The sequence below is a fragment of the Paenibacillus sp. PL91 genome (assembly GCF_012935325.2).
GTDB lineage: Bacteria > Bacillota > Bacilli > Paenibacillales > Paenibacillaceae > Pristimantibacillus.
Map to the genome: position 1 here is coordinate 37,469 of NZ_JABBYG020000008.1, position 22,910 is coordinate 60,378.

At 50.0% G+C, this 22,910-nt stretch carries 13 protein-coding genes; 10 read left to right on the forward strand and 3 right to left on the reverse strand.

All coding sequences use genetic code 11. The features are described from left to right. Window positions 1-198 precede the first annotated feature (198 nt). The 7 genes from HI950_RS18895 (at window position 199) to htpG (ending at window position 14,122) form a co-directional block, all read left to right on the forward strand. Window positions 199-7,761, forward strand: a complete 7,563-nt coding sequence (locus HI950_RS18895; RefSeq protein WP_262985712.1) for a glycoside hydrolase family 3 N-terminal domain-containing protein — start codon at window positions 199-201, stop codon at window positions 7,759-7,761. A gap of 311 nt (window positions 7,762-8,072) precedes the next feature. Continuing rightward, entirely contained in the window at window positions 8,073-8,273 is a 201-nt protein-coding gene (locus HI950_RS18900; protein ID WP_169089914.1) for a hypothetical protein, read from the forward strand. After that, on the forward strand, window positions 8,257-9,096 hold the full coding sequence (locus HI950_RS18905; RefSeq protein ID WP_169089916.1) for a glycosyltransferase family 2 protein: 840 nt from the start codon (window positions 8,257-8,259) through the stop codon (window positions 9,094-9,096). Before HI950_RS18900 ends, HI950_RS18905 begins: the two co-directional genes overlap by 17 nt. Before the next feature lie 8 nt (window positions 9,097-9,104). Then, window positions 9,105-9,803: a glycosyltransferase family 2 protein gene (locus HI950_RS18910; protein ID WP_169089918.1), complete on the forward strand. Its 699-nt coding sequence runs from the start codon at window positions 9,105-9,107 to the stop codon at window positions 9,801-9,803. Between the two features lie 5 nt (window positions 9,804-9,808). Further along, window positions 9,809-10,933, forward strand: coding sequence for a glycosyltransferase (locus HI950_RS18915; protein WP_169089920.1), 1,125 nt, complete (start codon window positions 9,809-9,811; stop codon window positions 10,931-10,933). Window positions 10,934-10,946: 13 nt separating this feature from the next. Next, window positions 10,947-12,005 (forward strand): polysaccharide pyruvyl transferase family protein, encoded by a 1,059-nt coding sequence (locus tag HI950_RS18920; protein ID WP_169089922.1) that lies wholly within the window; start codon window positions 10,947-10,949, stop codon window positions 12,003-12,005. Window positions 12,006-12,241: 236 nt separating this feature from the next. Further along, on the forward strand, window positions 12,242-14,122 hold the full coding sequence (htpG, locus tag HI950_RS18925; protein ID WP_169089924.1) for a molecular chaperone HtpG: 1,881 nt from the start codon (window positions 12,242-12,244) through the stop codon (window positions 14,120-14,122). A 30-nt stretch (window positions 14,123-14,152) separates the two neighbouring features. On the opposite strand, the gene HI950_RS18930 is transcribed toward htpG, so the two are convergent. From HI950_RS18930 to HI950_RS18940, 3 genes are all read right to left on the reverse strand, one after another. Continuing rightward, window positions 14,153-15,694, reverse strand: a complete 1,542-nt coding sequence (locus HI950_RS18930; protein ID WP_317618405.1) for a diguanylate cyclase domain-containing protein — start codon at window positions 15,692-15,694, stop codon at window positions 14,153-14,155. A 181-nt stretch (window positions 15,695-15,875) separates the two neighbouring features. Beyond that, entirely contained in the window at window positions 15,876-17,504 is a 1,629-nt protein-coding gene (locus tag HI950_RS18935; RefSeq protein WP_169089926.1) for a response regulator transcription factor, read from the reverse strand. Further along, a complete protein-coding gene (locus HI950_RS18940) occupies window positions 17,494-19,314 on the reverse strand; it encodes a cache domain-containing sensor histidine kinase (protein ID WP_169089928.1) in 1,821 nt (606 codons plus the stop codon). Before HI950_RS18940 ends, HI950_RS18935 begins: the two co-directional genes overlap by 11 nt. Window positions 19,315-19,509: 195 nt before the next feature. Here HI950_RS18940 and HI950_RS18945 point away from each other — a divergent pair, with 195 nt between their 5' ends. From HI950_RS18945 to HI950_RS18955, 3 genes are all read left to right on the forward strand, one after another. Next, complete coding sequence (locus tag HI950_RS18945; protein ID WP_169089930.1) at window positions 19,510-20,877, forward strand: ABC transporter substrate-binding protein; 1,368 nt, start codon at window positions 19,510-19,512, stop codon at window positions 20,875-20,877. An 81-nt stretch (window positions 20,878-20,958) separates the two neighbouring features. Beyond that, window positions 20,959-21,843 carry a carbohydrate ABC transporter permease gene (locus HI950_RS18950; RefSeq protein ID WP_169089932.1) on the forward strand — a complete coding sequence of 295 codons (885 nt, stop codon included), beginning with the start codon at window positions 20,959-20,961 and terminating at the stop codon, window positions 21,841-21,843. 56 nt (window positions 21,844-21,899) lie between these two features. After that, window positions 21,900-22,784, forward strand: coding sequence for a carbohydrate ABC transporter permease (locus HI950_RS18955; RefSeq protein WP_317618406.1), 885 nt, complete (start codon window positions 21,900-21,902; stop codon window positions 22,782-22,784). The last annotated feature ends 126 nt before the right edge of the window (window positions 22,785-22,910 follow it).

Below are 22,910 nucleotides of genomic sequence, written 5' to 3' on the forward strand. Positions count from 1 at the left end.
CAATAGGCATGGCTAGTGGCTCGCAGTGAGGCGCGCATTTTTGGAACCGGTTGCAAAATACAAAAAAACAACGCACATAATCGCAAGAATGCGCCATATTTTCAAGGACCGTTCGATTTTATACTTGTAGGTAATCTCGTCTGCAGCAGAAGAGGCTGAGCGGTGAGACGCTACTATAGTTTTGGGGAGGGTTTGGTTTTGAAAAGAAAGATGTCGATGATGACAGTGATGCTGTTGGTCGTTTCGCTGATGACGAGCTTGCTCTCGGTTGGCGCGGCGCCTTCGTCGCAAGCAGGCGGAGCGCTTCCGGCGTATTTGGATCCGGCAGGGAGCGTTGAAGCCCGGGCAGCGGACTTGCTGTCCCGAATGACGCTGGAGGAACGCGCGGGACAAATGATACAGCCGGAGAAAGCGAATATTACGCCAGAGGAGGTCAAGCAGTATTTTATAGGCTCGGTGCTTAGCGGCGGGGGCTCATTCCCAAATGGGAAGCAGCAGGACAGTACAAGAGAAAAGTGGCAGACGCTCATAGACAGCTATCAGGACGGAGCGCTTTCCACGAGGCTTGGCATTCCGCTATTGTATGGCGTGGACGGGGTGCATGGCCATAACAACGTGAAGGGAACAACGTTGTTCCCGCATAACATTGGGCTTGGCGCGGCGAATAATGCTGAGCTTGTGAAGCAAATTGGTGCCGCAACGGCGAAGGAAATTCGGTCGACAGGCGCCAATTGGGATTTTGCGCCGACGATTGCAGCCCCGCAGGACATTCGCTGGGGCCGTACCTATGAAGGCTACAGCGGCAGCCAAGCGATCTCTAAGGCGCTTGGGGCGGCATATATCGAAGGACTGCAAGGTGAAACCGCTGCTGAGCGCAGCCAAACGAAGCATGTCGTTGGCGCTGCGAAGCATTTTATAGGCGAAGGGTATACCGATAATGGCACGAATCAAGGAAATATAACGAAGTATACGGAGGATGAGCTGCTTGCTTCTGATTTGTCGATGTACAAAGCGGCGGTTGACGCAGGCGTACAAACGGTCATGGCGTCCTACCACAGCATTCAAGGCTTAAAGATGCATGCGAACAAGCGGCTTCTTACAGATGTGCTGAAGGGTGAGCTTGGGTTTAAAGGGTTCGTTATTTCCGATTACAACGCGATTCAGCAAATTACGCGTGATCAAGATGGCAAAGCCGTCAGCGGCTTGAAAAATCAGCTGCTCGTGTCCGTCAATGCAGGCGTGGACATGTTCATGCTGACGGGTGATTGGAAGGCGAGCCTGAATCATTTGATCAGCCTCGTGAAGGATGGCAGCATTACGGAGGAGCGTTTGAACGACGCTGTACTGCGTATTTTGAAGGTGAAAATATCTTCAGGCTTGTTCGAAAATCCGAAGGCCGACGCTGATTTGGCAGGTTACTTCGGCGCTGATGAGCACCGCACGCTTGCGCGCCAAGCGGTAGCGGAATCGCTCGTGCTGTTGAAGAACGATGTTGTGAACGGCTCGCCGATCATGTCGCAGCTGAAGGGCATGGACAAAGTTTTTGTAGCCGGTAAAAACGCAAACGATATCGGCAACCAGGCAGGCGGCTGGTCGATTACATGGCAAGGCGCATCCGGGGCGATTACGACCGGAACGACGATTTACGAGGGGCTTAAGGAGGTTGCAGGGGCGGGCAAGACCGTAACCTACAACAAGCATGGCCGAGGCGCAGCGGGCTACGATGTCGCGATTGCGGTAGTCGGCGAAACGCCATATGCAGAAACGGCGGGAGACCGTACAAGCCTGAACCTCGATGAAGAGGATTTGGCAACGATCGCGAATATTCGCGCAGCTGATCCGAGCATCCCGCTTGTCGTCGTACTTGTATCCGGTCGGCCGCTCACGATAGCGGATCAAATGGATGATTGGGATGCGCTCGTGGCAGCATGGCTGCCGGGAACGGAAGGCCAGGGCGTCGCTGACGTGCTGATTGGAGACAAAGCATTCAAAGGGAAAAACCCGATCAAATGGCCATTCTATTTGACGAATTATCCGATCATGACAGAGAGCAGTCCAAATCTGCTGTTCCCTATCGGCTATGGCTTAACGAGCGAACAGGCTACGCCTGCATTGCCGGCTAAGCCGGTTCAGCCGGAGGCGCCTTCGCAGCCACTGCCAGGCAAGCTGGAAGCGGAGTCTTTTGTCGCTAAGAGCAGCGGGCTAAATACAGAAGATACGCAGGATACCGGCGGCGGCAAAAATGTCGGCTGGACAACCGGCGGCGCTTGGCTGGACTATACGGTCAAGGTCAATGAGCCTGGCACATACAGCGCAGCCTTCCGCTATGCGGGCAACGGCGGAGCGACCGGCATGAAGAACAAGACAGAGGAAGGAGCGACAGTCGGCACGCTAAGCGTAGGCTCGACAGGCGGCTGGCAAAGCTGGCAAACGGCTACAGTCGACAACGTCGTGCTGAGCAAGGCTGGCGTGCAGAAGCTTCGCTTGGAGTTTATAGCCGGCGATATCAACTTCAACTGGGTAGAGTTTACGCGTACTGGTGACGTTCCAGCAGGCGGTGGCGGCAGTACGGAGCCGGGCAATGGCGGGGAAGAGCAGCCGGTTCTTGTTGCCGGAGCCGTTGAATCATGGATTTCCAGCGAGCGCGATGCGGGCAACCGCCAGTGGTATTACGCAGATCGTTACCTCGCGGGAGACAAGAAGCTGGAGCAGCAAGCGAATTTAGACTTTACGCTGCCGGATAACAGCAAAGCAACAACGATTACGATCGATCCGGACAAAACCTATCAGTCGATGCTAGGCATTGGATCTTCGATGGAAGAAGCGACGATCCATAATCTTGTGAAAATGTCGCCGAGCAAGCAGGAAGAGCTTCTTCGCAGCCTGATCGACAAGGAAAACGGCATTGGCATGAGCCTCGTTCGCCTTACGATTGGAACATCCGATTTTACAGCGCAAAAGTTTTATTCGTATAATGATTTGCCTGCCGGCGAGACAGACGTTGAGCTGTCGAAGTTCTCGATACAGAAGGATATCGATTTTGGCATTATTCCAACCGTTAAGAAGATGCAAGCGATCAATTCGGATGTGAAGTTTTTCGCTTCGCCTTGGAGCCCGCCGGGCTGGATGAAAACAACTGACAGCATGGTGAGAGGCCAGGTGAAGGAAGAGTATCTTCCGGTGCTTGCCGCCTACTATGTGAAGTTTTTGGAGGCGTATGCGGAGCATGGCATTTACTTTGAAGGCATGACGCTGCAAAATGAGCCGCTGCTCGAAATTGATTATCCAAGTACAGCGATGTCATGGCAGCAAGCTTCTCGGTTAGCGAAGCTGCTTCGCGCGAAGCTGGATCAGAACAGCAATGAGAAGATCAAAAACGTAAAGCTATGGATGTTCGACCATAATCCTGGCGATACGATGGCTTACCCCGCGCAAATTTTGGGCAATCCGGTAGAGGGAGCCTACGACGCGATTGAAGGAACGGCGTTCCATGACTACGGCGGCGAGCTGTCCATGATGACGACCCTACAAAACCTGTTCCCGGAGAAAAGCGTCTATTTGACGGAGCGTGCAGTATGGGGCACTTCGGGCGCCGATCGAATCGCGCAATATTTCCGCAACTATGCAAGAAGCTACAACAGCTGGGTTACGATGCTCGACAGCGATATTTCTACTCATCAATGGGTAGGCATACCGGATCCGACACCGATCGTTCAGGATTCCTCGAATCCGGATAACTATTGGAAGCTTCCGGAATATTATTTGATGGGCCAGTTCACCAAATTCGTGAAGCCGGGCTATGTGCGGATCGATAGCAACTATGGCTCAGCAGCAACGGTAACAAACGTCGCTTTCGCAAGCCCGGATGGCAGCGAAATTGTTACGGTTGTCATTAACCAAACCAATGATCCGCAGCCTTTCAAAATGTTGATTGACGGTTTACAGATCAATGCCGTTATTCCGGCCAAATCAGCCGCTACTTACCGCTGGGATCGTACGCAAATCGCCAACGTTCCAGCAACGATTGATGCGACTCGCTTTGCTTCGGCTGAAGGCGTGTATCAGGTTAACCCGAACGGTTATTTGGGCTCGTTCGACGCAAGCGGAACAGCCGCCTTCGACTATGTCGTCCATGTGGACGAAGCGGGCGAGTATGACCTTGATTTGGCCCTTGCTGGCAAGCAAAGGGATGCTTCCGTAGACTTCAGCCTAGAGGGTCAGCCGCTTGTCACGCTGCCAATTAAGCAGCCGACGTACGAATGGGAAAATTTCACGAATCAGCGCGTTCGCGTTGTGCTTCCTGCGGGGACACATAAATTAACGATGGCTGCGAGCAAAAACGATTACAACATTAAGAGCATCACGTTCACAAAGGCCGAAGCGGCACCGATTCAGCTTCCTGGACTTATTGAGGCGAGCAAATTTACGGCTGCTTTGAATGTGCTAGTGAATGGCTCGGCGGTCAGCTATGCCGACCCGAACGACTGGATGGAATATCAGGTACAGGTTCCGGCAGACGGCAGCTACGGTATTACGTATCAATACGCCACCGAGCAAGCCGGTGCGAAGGCAGAGCTTTCAAGCGATGCTGCAGTGCTCCAAACAACCGATCTGCCAAGCAGCAATGGTTGGGATGCTTGGGCAACGGTGACGGATAACGTCACGCTGACGGAAGGCCTTCATACTTTGCGCATTCGAATCGTCGGCAGCGCCTTCAATTTGAAAGCGATCGCTGTAGGTCCGGCTATCCTTGCCGAAACAGCTGGTATTACGGAAGGCGCAGAGGCTGGAAGCGAGCTGATCGTCAAATTGTACAATGACAGCTTCAAAGAAGAATTGACGGCGGCCAATTGGTCGATTGCTGGGTATGCCGGAACGGTTGTAGACAGCGTGTATCGCGTGGATGACCATACGGCTAAGCTAGTTGTCGGAGGCTTTGCGGCTCGCGATTACGACTCTGATCGCGCCGTTACGGTCACATCCAGTGTATATGAGGCGGCATCGGGCAGCCTAGGCCAAACGATGAAGACTCAGGTTCTCTTTAAAGCGAATAATGACGCTGAATCGCTATCGCTGTCTGACAGCGCGCTTGCTTATGGCGTTAACGGCAAGGAGTTAGTGCTTTCGATTGCAGGGGGTACATTCGTAGAGCAAAATCTGAATGCGATCACCTTGTCGGGTTCTGGGACGACGCAAGGGGGTGTATCGCTCCGGTCGGCAGAGCTTCTGACTCCGCAATCCGTGAAGCTTACGCTGAACTGGAATGAAACGGTCTACTATAATGAATTGGAGCTGCAGGTAAACGTTCCAGTAAATGCCTACGATGATTCTACAGGAGGCACTGCATTAACGGCCAGGACAGCATTGCTTGGCACGGAAAATGTGAAAACGCCAATTCATCTGTTGACCTTCAATTCATTGGATCAATTCAATAAGCTGAAAGGCTTTGCGGTAACAGGATCGGGCAGCTCGAGCGGGCTTACGCAAATCGATGCGGGGGATTATGCCGATTATTTGGTACACGTTCCGGCTGCAGGCCCTTATGTCGTGACGTTAAAAGCGACATCTAATGGGCAGGCGCTAAACGGCATCGCACTTGAGGCGGAAAACGGCGCGGTTCGGAAAACGATCACCGTTCCTAATCTGTACAATCAAGTTGTGGAATTACGGGTCGTTATTGACCTGAAGGAAGGCGATCAAAAGATTCGACTAGCAGCTGGCGCATCGGGCTACTCGCTAAGCGGAATCAAATTTGAGCCGCATATCGTGCAAGTGATGGATCAAAGCGCTGCCATGAAAATTGAAGCGGAAAGCTATAGCCGCGCGGATGCGGCAGCCGTTCAAAGCAATATGGACGGGCAAACGCTGAAATTCAAAAACGTAGGCTTTATCGCGGCGGCGGGCTCGCTTTATTTTGACGTCAGCATTGCGAAGACCGGCTTCTACAAAGCGACCTACCGCTATGCGACGCCGCAAGCGGGCGTGAGCGGAACGTTGTCGGTAGACGGCCATAAGCTGTCGACTACGCCGCTTGGCGCGAGCGGAGGCTGGGACAGCTATACCGAAACCTCCGGCATTGTACAGCTTGCGGAAGGGATGCAAACGATCCAATTCACAAGCAATAATGATGGAGCGAACCTAGACTGGATTGCGCTTGAGGAGACCGAGGCGGTTGCGCCAATCGAAGGCGTCGCATCGCTTCCGACAGCTTCGCTTAAGGTTGGAGCCTACAAAGGAACGAAAACGGTTGAGTTAGCGTCAGCAACAGAAGGAGCGTCCATCTACTATACGACGGATGGCACTATGCCGAGCAGCACGAACGGCCAATTGTATAACGGACCGCTTACATTGTCGGAGCTGGCTGTGCTCCGCGTAATTGCGGTTAAAGCAGGCATGAAGGACAGCTTTGTTGCACCGTTTACGTATATCATTACGCCTGGCGAGGTGCAGCCAACGCCGGAACCAACGGTGACACCTGAACCAACGACAGATCCGTCAACAGAACCATCGACAAAGCCGACAGCATCACCAACGCCTGCACCGACGCCAGTGGCAACACCGGCGCCGACCACAGCACCGTCGACTGCACCGGGCGGAAAAGCGATTTCCGCACCAGCTCCGGTCATCGATGCCGCTAGCGGGCTTGGCAAAACGACAATAAGCCAAGCGCTTATCAACAGTGCCTTGAAGCCAGGCCAAGGCTCAAACGATGTCGTTCAAGTAGTAACCGTTGAAGTTCCGAAAGTGAACGGCGCTAAGGGCTATGAGGTGCAATTGCCAAAAGAGTCGATTAGCGCGGCGAAGCTAGCGGTACAGTATGAGATTGTAACGAGCGCCGGTACGGTTACTGTGCCGAGCAATATGCTGGCGTCACTGCCTGCGGATGCGAAGAGCGTATCCATCGTTATCTCGGGCGTAGACAAGACGAAGCTTAGCGAGGCTGCGCAAGCCGCACTCGGCAATCGCCTTGCCGTCGAGCTGAACCTCTACGTTGACGGGGTTAAGGTGGAATGGAGCAATCCAGAAGCTGCAGTAAACGTGTCGATTGCCTACAGCCCAAGCGCGGAGGAGCTGCGAAGGCCTGAGCTTATTACGGTATGGTACATTGACTCGGCAGGCAAAATCATTGCCGTACCTAGCGGCAAGTATGACAAAGCGAAAGGCGCCGTAACGTTTACCGTTCATCATTTCAGCACCTATGCGGTTGCTTTCGTGAACAAATCGTTTGACGACCTGGGCAAGCATGTCTGGGCGAAGCAAGCGATTGAGGTAATGGCATCCAAGGGCGTTATCAACGGCGTATCGGAAAAAGCTTACGCGCCTGCCGAGCAGGTGAAGCGGGCAGATTTCATTTCGCTGCTTGTCAAAGCACTCGGACTAAGCGCAGCGGTTGACGGCAACTTCTCCGATGTGGCGAAGGATGCCTACTACTACGATGCAGTGGCGATCGCGAAGAAGCTAGGCATAGTGACTGGGCGCGAAGATGGTGCCTTCGATCCGAACGCATCGATTACGAGACAAGAAATGATCGCGATGACAGCAAGAGCGCTCCATGTCTCCGGCAAAAAGCTGGAAGCGGGAAGCGCAGAACAGCTGAAGCCGTTCACGGATCTGAAGCAGCTGGCTTCATATGCGGAGAGCAGCGCAGCCCTTCTTGTTGCGAACGGAATCGTAAAGGGAGACGGCTCCAAGCTTAATCCGCTTGGCCATACGACTCGCGCGGAAGCAGCAGTTATCATGTATGCGATTTATAACAAGTAAATAAGCGGACTGTAATTGGCAGAGTATAATTGCTCGGCAAAAGGAAGGCAGGTCATGGTTCCCACCATGGCCTGCTTTTTTTTGCTGCATACGAAACGGAGATGATACGAGGAGGTTCTGCTGCACTTTGTGCAATGTAAGGACCTCGTACCCGGGAAGCGCTCTTTGCACGAGGGTATTAGCAGTATTTTGTGCAATGGCCTACATGAAGGAAGCGGAATCTATGAAAATTTTTTCAAAATAGCCATTTGCCGTTCACTCTCTTAATCTTTCGAATAGGATGTGGTTAACAACCGGAAGGAGCTGATCATGTGTCATTTTATCTAAAGCTGCGCACGTACCAAGGGAGAAATGTAGAGGTCGTTCTCTCGAATAGCGAAGCGATTGCGGGTGTTTTGATTAAGGTAGGCTTCTCCTATGTAGTCGTTCAAACCTTGAGTGTGCCCGGATACGATGGAACGGAGGATGTGCTTATACGCTCCCGTGTCATCGATTATGTACGAATTATATAGGCAGGGCTGTACAGACGGCGGGCGGAGACGTGACCTCGTCAAGCGACTGATGGAGGACAAGCAATCGTTGCCCGTGCTTGCGCATGGAATGGGTTTCTCCCGGCTCGGAAAACGCAGCCGCGTTCAGCAGCGCTTGTCCGTCATTATTCCGGCGCAGAACGAGGAAGCGACCATTGGGCATGTCATCCAAGAAATAAAGCAGCTATCGCCGGCTGAAATTATCGTTGTCGTAAATGGAAGCGATGATCGGACCGAAAGGATCGCTCGTGAGCTGGGCGCTTCGACTATCGTTTATCAGGAGCCGCTGGGTACAGATGTTGGCCGCGCAATCGGCGCCCATGCGGCATCCGGTGAGCAATTATTGTTTGTGGATGGCGACTTTGTCATCTCATGGAAGGAGCTTGTCCCTTTTGTGGATGCGGTGCTCAAGGAATGTGATTTGGCTGTTAATAAGCTGGATCACCACCTTCGCATGCGCGTTCCGTGGAGTGCTGTTACGACATTGAAAATAGCGCTCAATATGGCTTTGGGCCGCGGGGAGCTTGCGAATGCATCGCTTGTCCCTGTGCCGTTCGCCATGAATAGACGGGTGCTGGAGGTCGTTCATTGGTCCACGCTGCTATGCCCGCCGAAGGCTTACGCGCTTGCTGTGCAAGCAGGCTTGTCCGTCAAGCCGGCGCATAAGGTTGAGGTGGATCGGCTGAACCGCTATCGACCGCATAAGCACAATAAACGCGGGAATGATCACTCACTGGCTGCATTGCAAATCATCGGAGATCATTTTGAAGCTCTGCATGCCATCCAAAGCAGAAGGGGGATTTGAGGAGACAAATGGTACAGAGAGAGCCTGGAAAAGTAAGTGTTGTGATAACGAACCATAATCGTGCGGCATATCTGACAGAATGTCTGGATAGCTTGCATCGGCAGACCTATTTGAACAAAGAAATTATTATCGTGGACGATGCCTCGACCGATAGATCGGTTGACGTTGTCAGAGCATGGTGCGAAAAAAATAATGTAATCGGGACGGAGTCCGTCCTCCTTGTTCGGCTGCCTAGAAACGCTGGATTCTCAGGCGCTATTACGACGGGCTTCTTTCTTGCCAGAGGGGAGTATATTGCTGTACAGGATTCTGATGATTTTTCGCACTCGTCCCGCTTGGAGAAGCAAGTAGCATATTTGGTTAACAAACCGGATGTCGCATTAGTCGGAACGAACTATGCATCCTTTGAAGACGAAGCGCCAAAGCGGAAATACGTCCCGGCTAATTGGCTAAGCTATGGCGAGGAAATCCGCAGCGTTTACCGAAATGGCGGCCATTGCATTTGCCATGGAACCATTATGTTTCGCGGTGACGTATTCGATCGTATCGGAGGACTTAGCCGCCGCGTCGCCGGTGCTGAGGATTATGATTTTATCGTTAAATTTTTGCATCATCACGCCCGCATTGAAAATATGCCTGAAATTTTATATTACTACCGCTTGCATACGAATCAACGCTCATTAGCCTATTACGCCAAAAAGGAGTGAATGAAATGACGAGCTCGCCGTTATCCGTGTTGATGGCACTAGACAGTATGGATGCCGGTGGCACGGAAACACATGTATTAAGCTTGGCAACAGCATTAATAAACAGCGGTCAACGGGTAAGCCTGATTTCGTCTGGCGGGCCTCTGCGGCCACAATTCGAGGAAGCGGGATGCTCCGTATTTTCATTTGATTTCCGAGCAACCAGCTCTCCTCCCTATGCGGATCGATTGGCGAGGCTTAAAGACATTATTCGTAGTCAAAAGATTGATATCGTTCATGTCCATCAGACGCCATCCGGCCTGTTCGCCGCAAAAGCGGCAGACCAATTAGCTATTCCAATGATCCTTACCGCCCATGGCACCTATTATCCGCAAGTGGGCATGAAGAGCTTGCTTGCCTCCGCTAAAGCGGTTATCAGCGTCAGCCCCCCTGTTCAGCGCTATATTGAGCAGCTTGGCTTCACATCTGCAATCATACCGAATGGAATCGACTTGACGGCGTTTTATCCGTCTAAGCACTCGAAGCTGCGCTCAGACTTAGGCATCGCGGAGGATGCGGTCGTTCTGGTCTATGCAAGCAGGCTGGCATGGGGGAAGGGGTCGGCATGCGACACTTTGCTGCGAGCCATGAAGGATCTGCATCAATATGGGTGGGATCGGCTGCAGCTTATCGTCGTGGGGGACGGTCCCAAATATGAAGCGATAAATGCACTCGCTTCATTCATACAGGAGGAGAGCGGACGGAAATTCATCCACATGCTGGGCAAGCAGTCGCAAATGCGAGAGTGCTATAATGCTGCGGATATCGTTGTCGGCACAGGGCGGGTCGCGCTTGAGGCGATGGCTTGCGAGAAGCCGGTGCTTGCCGTTGGCAACCATGGCTATTATGGCTGGATAGAGCCGGACACTTATGAGCAGGCATGGTCGCATTATTTTGGTGACCACGGCTCTTACAGCCGATATTCTCGCTATCTTTTTTCAAGTGACATTGCACATGGCTGCCGTCGGCTAGAGGAGCTGCGGGCATGGGGAAGAGAAGGGAGACGGTGGGTGGAGCGCGAGTTTCATATTGACCGGGCTCTTGAACAGACGATGAATGTATATCGTTCAGCAACAGGCAAATCATCATGAAGGGCGGTATAGCATGAAACGAATTTTGTATGTGGGCTGGTTAGGATTCAACAATATTGGTGATGAGCTGATGTGGCTCTTGTTCCGTGATCGGTGCAGAGCCTATCTGCCTGACAAGCATTATGACGTCATACCATCGATACCGGGCGTCGATATCCGTAATCCGGGACCGTATGACACGGTCGTGCTGGGCGGAGGCTCTCTCCTCATTCCAGGGTATATTGACGTTGCTTATCAAGCCGCTCAGAAGGGCAAGAACGTACTGATCTGGGGAAGTGGCCATGACAGGCAGGACTTTCCCGTGTTCGATGCAGAAGGAAAAGTATCAGCTAATCTAGCCTACACGGGGGGAAACGAAGGGACAAACGAGAAGCTGGCGGAGCTCGTTCGAAAATCGGTGTATTGCGGCGTGCGCGGCCCTTTGTCCTATCAATTTCTGGAGCATTCCGGCGTTGATATGGCGCATGCGATTATTAGCGGCGATCCAGCCTTTCTGCTGCCCGCGCCATCGCCGCGAAAACGAGCGCAAGAGAGCCGAACGATAGGCGTAAACTGGGGAACGGCCTATAATCGGATTTTTGGCGGAAATGAGGAGAAGGTGGAGCAGCAATTGGCAGAGGCGCTGCGCAAGCTTATCTCACAGGGCTACCGCATACGCATTTTTCCGGTATGGGGCCCGGATCGGGAAGCATGCAAGAGGCTGTATGCCAGGCTTGGAGACAAAGATAAAGTTGAGCTCGATCTTGAGCTCTATCATCATGAGGATTTGCTCGATAGGCTGAAGTCTTGCGTACTAACGATTAACTTCAAGCTGCATGCTAGTTATCTGTCGGCCGCTGCCGACGTGCCTTTCATCTGCCTTGGTTACCGCTTCAAATCCATCGACTTCGGCTTCTCCATCAACCTTTCTGAATTCGTGCTGTCGACAGGCGACGAGCGGCTCGGGGAGAGCATATTGGATAGAGTGGGCAGGATTGAAAAAGAAGCGGCAGCTATCCGCGGGATGTTTTATACCGAGCAAAAACAATATCGGCTGCTGCTCGAAAAGCCTTTTCTAGAGGGACTGCTTTAAGCGAATTTGCTATTCTTAATGAAGAGAAGCTGTCTAAGGTCGATGACCTTGGGCAGCTTCTCTTTTTTTTGAATTTTTCCAAAATCAAGTTGACAGTAAAAAATAGTTTATGTTATATAAAAATAAGGATTAGCACTCTATAGATATGAGTGCTAATATGGAAGAGGTACAACCTTGCCGCCAAAGGCATGCAGTAACCGTTATGCTTGAATGATGAATGGAAAGGGGACTTACTCGTGTCCAAAACACAGTTTAAAGCCGAATCGAAACGATTGCTGGAAATGATGATTAACTCCATTTATACGCAAAGAGAGATCTTCCTTAGAGAGCTGATTTCTAATGCGAGCGATGCCATCGACAAACTATATTACAAAGCGCTAACCGATGATCAGCTGGTATTCAACAAAGAGGACTATTATGTCAAAGTCGTTGCCGACAAGGAAAAACGGACGCTTACCATTACGGATACAGGTATTGGAATGACGAAGGAGGATCTTGAAAACAATCTTGGCGTCATTGCGAAGAGCGGCTCCTTTGCGTTCAAAAATGAAAATGAGCTGAAGGACGGCCACAATATTATCGGCCAATTTGGCGTTGGTTTCTACTCCGCGTTTATGGTGGCTGACGTCGTTACGGTTGTGACTAAGGCTCTTGGCAGCAACGAGGCGTTCAAATGGGAATCAACGGGGGCGGACGGCTATACGATCGAGCCTTGCGAGAAGGATTCGGTAGGTACGGAAATCGTCTTGAACATTAAAGAAAATACCGAGGACGACCAATACGACGAGTATTTGGAAGAATACCGCTTAAAATCAATTATCAAAAAATATTCCGATTTCATCCGTTATCCGATCAAGATGGATGTGAAGGGCCAACGTCCTAAGGCAGATGCGGAAAACGAGTTTGAGGAATATAAAGAAGAGCAGACCGTCAACAGCATGGTGCCGATATGGCGGAAAAATAAAAATGAGCTTACGCAGGAAGATTACGATCAATTTTATTTCGAGAAGCGCTACGGCTTCGATAAGCCGATTAAGCATCTTCATATTAGCGCGGACGGCGCTGTTGTCTATAATGCGATTTTGTATATTCCGGAAAGCACGCCTTTCGACTACTATACGAAGGAATTCGAGAAAGGGCTGGAGCTTTATTCGAATGGCGTGTTGATTATGGATAAATGCTCGGACCTGCTTCCGGATTATTTCAGCTTCGTCAAAGGAATGGTTGATTCGGAGGATCTTTCTCTTAATATTTCGAGAGAAATGCTGCAGCATGACCGCCAGCTGAAGCTGATCGCCAAAAATATCAACAGCAAAATCAAGAGCGCGCTGCAGGGCATTTTGAAGGATGATCGGAACAAGTACGAATCCTTCTATAAAGCGTTCGGCAGACAGCTTAAATTCGGGGTTTACAACGATTACGGCGCCAACAAAGACGTCCTTCAAGATTTGCTGCTGTTCCACTCCTCCAAGGAGAACAAGCTCGTTACGCTGGATGAGTACGTATCGAGAATGAGCGAGGATCAGAAATATATTTATTATGCTTCAGGCGAGTCGATCGAAAGAATCGATAGACTGCCGCAAACCGAGATGGTAACGGACAAAGGGTTTGAGATTTTGTACTTTACCGATGACATCGATGAGTTTGCGATCAAGATGGTCGGGAAATATAAGGATAAAGAATTCAAGTCGGTATCAAGCGGCGATCTCGGCATTGAAGCAGACGCTAACGATACTGAAACGGCTGAAGAGCAGGATCTGAACAAGGAGCTATTTGAACAGATGAAAACGATCCTTCAGGATAAAGTGAAGAGCGTAAAAGCATCAAAACGTCTCAAAACGCATCCTGTATGCTTGTCCACCGAAGGAGAAGTTACGATCGAAATGGAAAAAATATTGAAGGCGATGCCGAACAACCAAGGTGTCCAAGCGGACAAGGTTCTGGAAATCAATATCAATCATGAAATTTTCCAATCGCTCAAAAACGCCTACAGCAACGATAAAGAGAAGTTGAGCCTATACACGAGCTTGCTCTATAATCAAGCGCTGTTGATTGAAGGGCTGCCTATTCAAGATCCAGTAGCATTTACGAACGATATTTGTAAAGTAATGGCATAGGCTTGCGCGACACAAACAACCCGCACCGGTTCATTCCCGTGCGGGTTGTTTGTCGTCATGAAAGCTAAAAGTGTTTTTACCGCTGCGCTTGGCATGATAGAGCGCCTGATCCGCGCAAGCGTACAATTCCTCGGAGTCCTGTGCATGCAGAGGAGCAATGGCAATGCCGATGGACACTGTCGTTTCAAAATCATTTACCACATTAATGCCTTTGATTTCCATGGGGCGCTTAAGCTCATGAATGATGTGGCCTGCTGCTTCGAGTGCAGCCTGCCTGGCATGGATATGGTTCAGTATCACGGCGAATTCATCTCCGCCAAGCCGCGCGGTTACAGCATCGGGATTCGCAATAGCGGAACGTATTCGTTTGCCGACTTCTTTTAAAAAGTTATCCCCCGCATCATGCCCTAGCGTGTCGTTGACCATTTTAAAATTATCGAGATCGATCAGAAGCAGTGCTGTGTTTCTCTGTTTTCGCTTATTTTTCTCGATGCTTGAAATAAGAGAGTTTTCAAAGGTCGCACGATTGGAAAGACCCGTCAATATATCGTGGGATGCGAGGTACATCGGTCTTGCCACAAGCCTCGTGATTATGTAAGAGATGATAAGCGCAATGGCTATGGTCGCTAACAGCTGAAGCAGAAACACCTGCCTGTTTTGCTGCAGCTTTGCAAGCAATTCCTTTTCGTTGTAAATAATCTCAATAATTCGCTGATCGGTAAAGCGGCTTATTGTATTGTCCACCTGAATGGTATACGGCACATACCGATAAGTGACTGGCAATCCATTTCTCTCGCTTGTTATTTCTTGTACGGTGGAATCCGTGTACGCTTTGTTGAAGATCGGCATATTTTGCTCGGCAACAGTGAGCGACTTTCCGTCCGTGCCCACTCTTCCAATCGATTTTCCCGTCGTTGTAAAAATGGTAATGTCGTTGATATAGCTGTATTCTTCGATAAGGCTGTTGCTAATTTCGAGAAAGTTGAAGCTTTGGAAGATCGGATTATGATCGAGATATAAGCCAAGCTCAATTAAATATTTATGATCTGGGGTAGGGATATAGCTGTATTTTCTAATTTTCCCCGTATTTGTTTCCTGATCAAGCCCATCCGCGATAAAGGAGTACCCCATCAGCCTTTCTTTCAGAAGATGAGAGAAGGAGCCTTCTGCGCCTCCGTCATCAGCAAAGCTTAGGCCAACATCGAGTGTAAAGCTGCTGTGCCGAATGGTTTGTGTATCATCAATGACGTAAATATCCATGCCGCCCATTTGTTCTTTGAGTGCCTGATAGTCCCAGGTGGCTACATCAGGGGTTTCATAGTATTTTTGCAGCAAACGATGGGAATATGTTTTCATTTTATTTTCAATATCTTGATCTGAGATGAGAAAAGCCTTGTCTGCTGCCGAGACTGCGGTGACGACCGTGTCTTCGACTAAAGCGGATTCACGTTTATAGCCGGCAATCAAATTATCCTTTAATCGATGCTGATTAACGAGCGATATGCTGAGCGTAAGCAATATGCTGAAAACACCCATGATGGTCATTAGTTTAGCATTGAAGCTAGACTGCACGGCAATACCTCCTCTAAGATGGTCGTGGCATTGCTTAAAAAATTAAGCCGAAGCGCGCTGTTAGGTCTATTTACCTATCCTATATATCGGTCGGCAAAACCATTAAGTTAACCGTTTTTTTGGAAATGAAGTAAAAAAAACGAGGCGCAGAAATACGCCTCGCTTCAAATGGTACCACTCTTTATTCCGCATTGTAATTTTTCTGATATTGCCGAGGCGTAAGTCCCGTCCATTTCTTGAAGGTTGAGCTAAAGTGGCGCTCCTCCTGATAGCCGACCAGCTTGGAGACGGCGTAAATTTTGTAGCTTTGGCGAAGCAGCTCCTTGGAGCGCTCCACGCGGTATTGGTGCAGATAGTCGAGGAAATTAACGCCGAGCTCCTGCTTGAACAGAGAACTGAGATACGAATTGCTTACGAAGGTTTCCTTGGCGGCCAGCTCCAGCGTAAGATTCGTGTTGTACCTTTGCTTAATGAGCTCAATCGTCGCATGTACGGTGCGGTGGAGCGACTTCTGGTTGGATACGGCCTCGACGATGCTCTGGACGATTTTTTGCAGGACGACGGAGCAGTCGTCCAGCGTCTCCATATTCGGAATTTGCTCAATCCAGTTGACGAAGCTGTCCTGCCATTCAATGGAGGCTACCTTGCGCTCCTGAGCAAACTTTTGCAGCTCGAGTATGAGGCTGGTCGCATATAATTGCACCTCAGTCTTTGAATAGCCGGAGTTGTTGCGGATATGGGACATACCGGCCTCGATCGCATCAACTGCCTGCTCATATTGTTCATTTTGCAAAGCGACGAGCAGTTCCTTCCCCATTCGGTTGAGCAGGGCATCATCCAATATAGAAGCTTTGGCTGACTGCTGCTTATCCTTGCCCGTATAGAAGAAGATGCCGCCACGGCCTTGATAGAATCGGCCCTGCATCGCTTCCATCGCTTCCTGATAGCCGATATGGGCATAATTGACCGAGGCATTCACCGAGCTGATCGATATGCTGATGGAAAGCTTCAAATAGGCTTCAAGATTGTACTGCAGCTCCTTCATTGCGCGTTCAATCGCTTCATGCGTAGTGTCAGCCGGATAATTGCCGATCCACAGCATCTCGTCGCCATGACGGAATACTTCAAGCCTGCCATCATATAGCGGGCGAAGTGTTTCGCCTGTAATGTTCAGCAGCGCGTAGCGAATGAGCTCTAAATCCCTTTTGGAGGTTGCGGCATTAGGGCCTATGCTGGAATCGATGCGGATCATGCCAACCTGAATGGAGCCGGGAAGAAGCTTCATTTCCACCTCTCTCATGACGTTGCACCGGTTCTCAAGCGGCATTAGCGGCTGCTGAATCCACTGGGACAAAATTTGGTTTTTGAGCAAATGAATGTTGCGATTCCAGCTGCGGTTCAGCTCGTTGACCGCCTTATCCTCGTTTTCCGACTCTTCGATCTTTTGTTTTAGCTCCAAAATGACGCGAACGATATCATGCGGCGTGCACGGCTTGAGGAGATAGTCGGATACGCCAAGCTTGATAGCTTCCTTCGCATATTCGAACTCGTTGTAGCCTGTCAGCAGCACCGAATGAAACTGATGGCCGGCTGCTTTCGCCGCGCGAATCAGGTCGAGTCCGTTCAAGTGGGGCATGCGGATATCCGTTAGCAGCAGATCGGGCGGATCATGATTAATCATCTCCAAAGCTTGCCGTCCGTTCTCGGCTTCTCCTGCAATCTCGATGCCGTACAGCTTCCAGTCGACGAGTGTTAGGATGCCTTCGCGGAATGATTGCTCATCCTCCGCAACGATCATTTTAAGCGCCATTTCCGTTGCCCCCCTGTTTGATTCGTAATTGCACTCTAGTGCCCAAGCCTTCTCTGCTTACAATTTCGAATTCCGCCTGCTCATAAAATAAAGCGAGCCTTTCTTTAATGTTGGATAATGCCATGCCGGAGTGAGGGGCATTCATTTGCAAATTTTTCATAGGCTGCTGAGCCGGCGCCTCGTTTAAATGCTTAACCTGTGATTCCGGCATGCCCAGTCCGTTATCTACGACCTCAAGAATAATCCATGAATCGGCCGTATAAGCTTTGACGTGAATATGTCCATTGCCGCCCGAGGGCTCAATCGCATGGATTATGGCATTCTCGACGAGCGGCTGAAGCAGCAGCTTAGGCATGCGGAAATGTTGAATGGACGGCTCCATATCGATCTCGAAATTAAACCGGGTCGTGAACCGTTTCTTTTGCAAAAACAAGTAGTTTCGCACCAGCTCTATCTCATGCTCCAGCTCGACGAAGTCGTTTCCGCTATTCAGGCTTAAACGGAACACCTGAGAGAGGGAAATGACCATTTCCGAAATTTCCTTATCGCCCTTCTGCATGGCGCTCCAGTTGATCATATTTAACGTATTGTACAGAAAGTGAGGATTAATTTGCGATTGCAGCGCCTTTAGCTCCGCTTCCTTCTGCTTCAGCCTCGAGGCATAGACATCGTCGATCAACGTCTTGATCCGCCCGACCATCGTATTGTACAAATGACCAAGCCTGCCGATCTCGTCGTTCCCGTTAAAATGGACACGCTGTGTAAAGTCGCCAGTCTGAAGCGCTTTCATAGAAAACATGAGCTTTTTCATCGGATTTGTAATGATGCGGGCGATAACCCATGAGACTAAAATCGTAATCAGCGTAACGACAGCCATAATCGAGAACGTAACGGAGCCGATATGCTTCAGTTCAAGCACCAGCTTGCTGCGGTCCTGAATGACGACGGAATGCCAGCCGGTAATGTCCGACACGGAATCGGAGACGATATATTGCTTCTTCTGCTTCAATTGCGCAAGGCCACGATCGGGATGAAGATTGGCAGCATCCGCCTCATCAAAAACGGGAAGCAGCGTGATCGGCTTGCCAATCCACTGCATATCGGTTGCAGCGAGCACGATGCCTTGGTCATTCATAATGAACTGGGTGGCATCCTCGTTGTCATGGTATAACGTTTTGCTCAGCTTATCGGCATCCATCCCAATAATGAGAAGGCCGCTGCGCGAATAATTGTAAAAGCTTTTATAGGGTTTAATCAAGACGATCTTGTGATGGTAATCGCCAGGCAAAATATAATCCGATGGATAGAACATATCCCATATTTGTCCGGTCTCCGATTTGGCAAGCCTCTCGTAGTAGCGGGTTTTCGTGAAGCCCTCCAGGCTTATCGCGCTTGCGATGCCTGTTTGCGTAATGACGAACGGCTGACCGGTTACCTCCTCCTTCAAGGTCGGGTATAGGATGAGCGATTGGATCGATTCCCCCGTAACCATAAGCGGCAGCAAATTTTTGAATACCTGATCGCGGCGCTGGGGCGTATCCCCATTCATCACCATGCCTTGAACGGTCGGATTCAGAAACAAATAATTGGAGAAGCTCAGCGTATTTTTGGCAAAATAGTCCAGCTGGTCCTTCGTCTTGATTGCCATGTTCATCTGAGACTGGCGAAGCTTATCGACGACCTCGCCCGAGGCGATATAGTACGAGTACAATCCCGTAATGCCTACGGTAGCTATAAGAAGAGGGATGACTAGAGTTAGTAATTTCCGCTGAAGCGTAATATGTCGAAAGGGAGGGAAAAGAGCTCTCATCGTTTTCACCTGTGGTCATTCAAATTTGTGATTTCAGTATACCAAGAATTAATTCGAGGTAGTGGTTTTTTGCCTATGATCCAAAAAATGAGGCATCTATTCTAAATTTTGAGTCATATTTTGGCGCATCAGTTCCACGTTATAATGGGGGCAGAACAGGAAACGCCTGGTCAAATAAATAAAGGTGGGGTAACGATGAAAAAGATATGGATCACGCTCGTGGCGATGCTCATGGTATTTACAGTGGCAGCATGCGGCTCCGGCAACAACGGAACGAATGGAAATAAGAGCACGACGGAGCCAAGCCCCAGCAATGAAGCGAAGGAAACGAACGCGGCGAATGCGGGCAAGGATGCGGAGCCGGTAACGCTAAAGTTTTTCACGGCACTTGCTGACCGCTCTAACGGAGCCGGCAAAATCGAGCAAGCAATCATCGATAGCTACATGGCTGAAAATCCGAACGTGAAAATTGAAGTCGAAGCGCTTCAGGATGAGCCTTACAAAGCAAAAATTAAAGTATATGCATCTACGGATGCGCTGCCTGACATTATTCAATCATGGGGCCAGACGTCTTTCATTAAGCCGCTTATCGACAACAATATGCTGCTTGAGCTGAATGCAGCTGAATTTGCGGACAGCAACTTTGTTCCAGGCGCGACAGACGGCTTCTCGCAAGACAGCAAGCTGTACGGATTGCCGCGCGGAACCGATTTTCTCGTTATCTACTATAACAAAAAGCTGTTTGACGACAACGGCTTGACCGTTCCGACAACGACGGCGGAATTGCTGGAGGTATCGAAGCAGTTAAGAGCGAAAGGCATTAATCCGATCGCGACAAACGCGATGGAAGGCTGGTCGCTGCCAATCTGGTTTGAATACGCGGCACAGCGCCACACAGGCGATTTCAACAAAATGGACGCGGTATTGAAGGGCGAAGGCAAGTTTTCTGGCGATGCTGATTTCTTGGCAGCGGCTCAGGACATTGCTGCACTATCAGAAAACAAAGGACTTGCGGACGGATTCCTAACTGCGGATTACGGCACTTCCCGCAATCTATTCGGCCAAGGCCAAGCGGCAATGTATGTAATGGGCAACTGGGAAGCGGGACTTGCAACGGACGAGAACTTCCCTGAAGAATTCCGCAATAATGTAGGCGCGATCTCGTATCCTTCTTCCGATAAAGGCAAGACAACGGACGTAGCGGCTTGGTATGGCGGCGGTTATTCCATATCGAAAAACTCGAAAAATTCAGAAGCCGCAGTAGCGTTCCTAAAATATTTCTTTGCACCTGACAATTGGGCGAAGCAAGTATGGCAAAACGGTTCCGGCACGCCGGCTCAGAAGTTCGACCAGTTCCTGACAGGCAACGAAACGGCGCTACAAAAGCAGCTGGTTGATATTTTCAGCGCCATGACCTCCTCCAGCGGAACGCCGGTACATGATAATGGCACCGATGAGTTCAAGACAAAAGTAATGGAGGCGCACCAGAAGCTGTTCGGCAAGCAAATTACGCCTGAGCAGTTCCTAACGGAAATGGATGCGGCAGTCGCTGTACTGAAATAACTAGATTACCATGCAGCGGTGGGGCAGCCGATTTTATTACGGTTGTCCCTGCCTGCTGCCAAAGAGAGAGCGGGGAGAACCATGCACAAACTGATGAGCAATCGGCTCACCATCTTCTGGCTAGTCGCACCTGGCTTTATGCTGTTTCTCTTCATGGTTTGCTTTCCGATTATCATGAGCGGCTACTATGGTACGACGAATTGGACGGGGATAGGCGCATACGAGTTCGTTGGGCTGGACAATTATTTTAATATCTTATTTCATGACAGCGTTTTTTGGCGGTCATTGCTTAATGCACTGCTGCTGCTTGCAGCAACGCTTCTGATACAGCATCCTATTGCGTTATTGTTTGCCATATTCGTCACGCATGCAGGAAAGCTTGAGAAATGGTTTCGGGCCATCTTTTTTATACCGGCCGTTATTTCGATCGTGGTTACCTCAAAAATGTGGGTAAGCGTATTTCATCCGAATTTCGGGATGTTAAATAAATTGCTCGAAGGCGTGGGCTTAAGCGCTTGGAAGCAGGATTGGCTCGGAGATCCGCAAATCGCCATATGGTGCGTCATCGTTGTCGTGATGTGGCAAGGCTTCGGCTATGCGCTTCTGCTATATTACGCGGGGCTTCAAGGCATACCGAAGGATTTATTCGAAGCAGCTGAGCTTGATGGCGCAGGCAGAGTAAATCTGTACACAAGGGTTATCATTCCGCTGCTCTCTCCAATGGTTCGGGTTGCGGTCGTCATTGCTGTCACCGCCTGCTTAAAGCAGATGGAAACGGTATTTCTCATGACGAATGGAGGACCAGCCAACACGACGCAATTCATCGGCAACTACTTGTACAAAACAGCGTTTTCCTCCTCGCTTTACGGCTATGGAAACGCGATATCCGTTGTGTTCGTTATTATTTGTCTTATCATTACGCTTGCGATGAATAAAGCGTTCAAAAAAGATGTCGGCGAGTTCTGACGTAGGCAGATACGTATGAGTCTTTTGTTATACGAATTTTTTTAGGAGGCATGCTTGTGGGAGCCCTTGCAGCTAAGACCAACCGGGAAGCGGTAGGCATGAAGAAGAAGGATGCCGCATCGCCCGCATTAAAGATTATTCTTCATCTCATCTTATGGAGCGTGGCGCTGCTTCAAATTTTTCCGCTCATTTGGCTAATCAATTATTCGTTTCTGAAGAGCGGGGATTTCTTTGGAAGCGGCATTTTAAAATGGCCTAAATCGTTTGAATGGAATAACTATGTGAATGCGTTCACATACGGAAACGTTCCGCGCTTCTTATTGAACAGCGTTTTTATTACAACCGTGACGATTCTGGCAGCGGCTTTCCTTGCGCTGATGCTCAGCTACGCGTTCACGCGAATGGAATGGAAGCTGCGCGGACCGGCTATGGCGTTCATCATGCTTGGCATGATCGTGCCGATTCACGCGACGCTGCTGCCGAACTTCATTTTGTTCGACAAGCTGAACCTCATTGACAACCCGTTGTCGCTTATTCTCCCGTACATCGCCTTTTCCTTGCCGATCAGCCTGCTTATTATTTCGGGCTTTCTGGAGACGATCCCAAGAAGCATCGAGGAATCGGCGGTAATGGACGGCTGCTCGGTCTTTGGCGTTATATTCCGTATTATTATGCCGATTACGAAGCCAGCGATCGCGACGGTATGCATTATGAATTTCATCAGCTGGTGGAATGAATTCATTATGGCGAATACGTTTCTAACGTCCGAGACGTTCAAGACGCTGCCGTTCTCCATCATGAAGTTTACCGGGCAATATTCATCCAATTATGGCGCGCAGTTTGCTGTAATGACCATTATCGCTTTGCCGACCGTCATCATTTATTTATTGTTTACCGAACAAATGTCGCGCGGCATAACGGCTGGAGCAGTAAAGGGCTAAGCTAGGCCAGAAAAAGGGAGGCGGAGGTAGCGTGCAAACACCAGCAACAGCGAATACAACGGTAAGCAGCCCTCGCAGACAAAGACCGCTTTGGCGGCGGTTTTTGTCTCAATGGCAAGTGCAGCT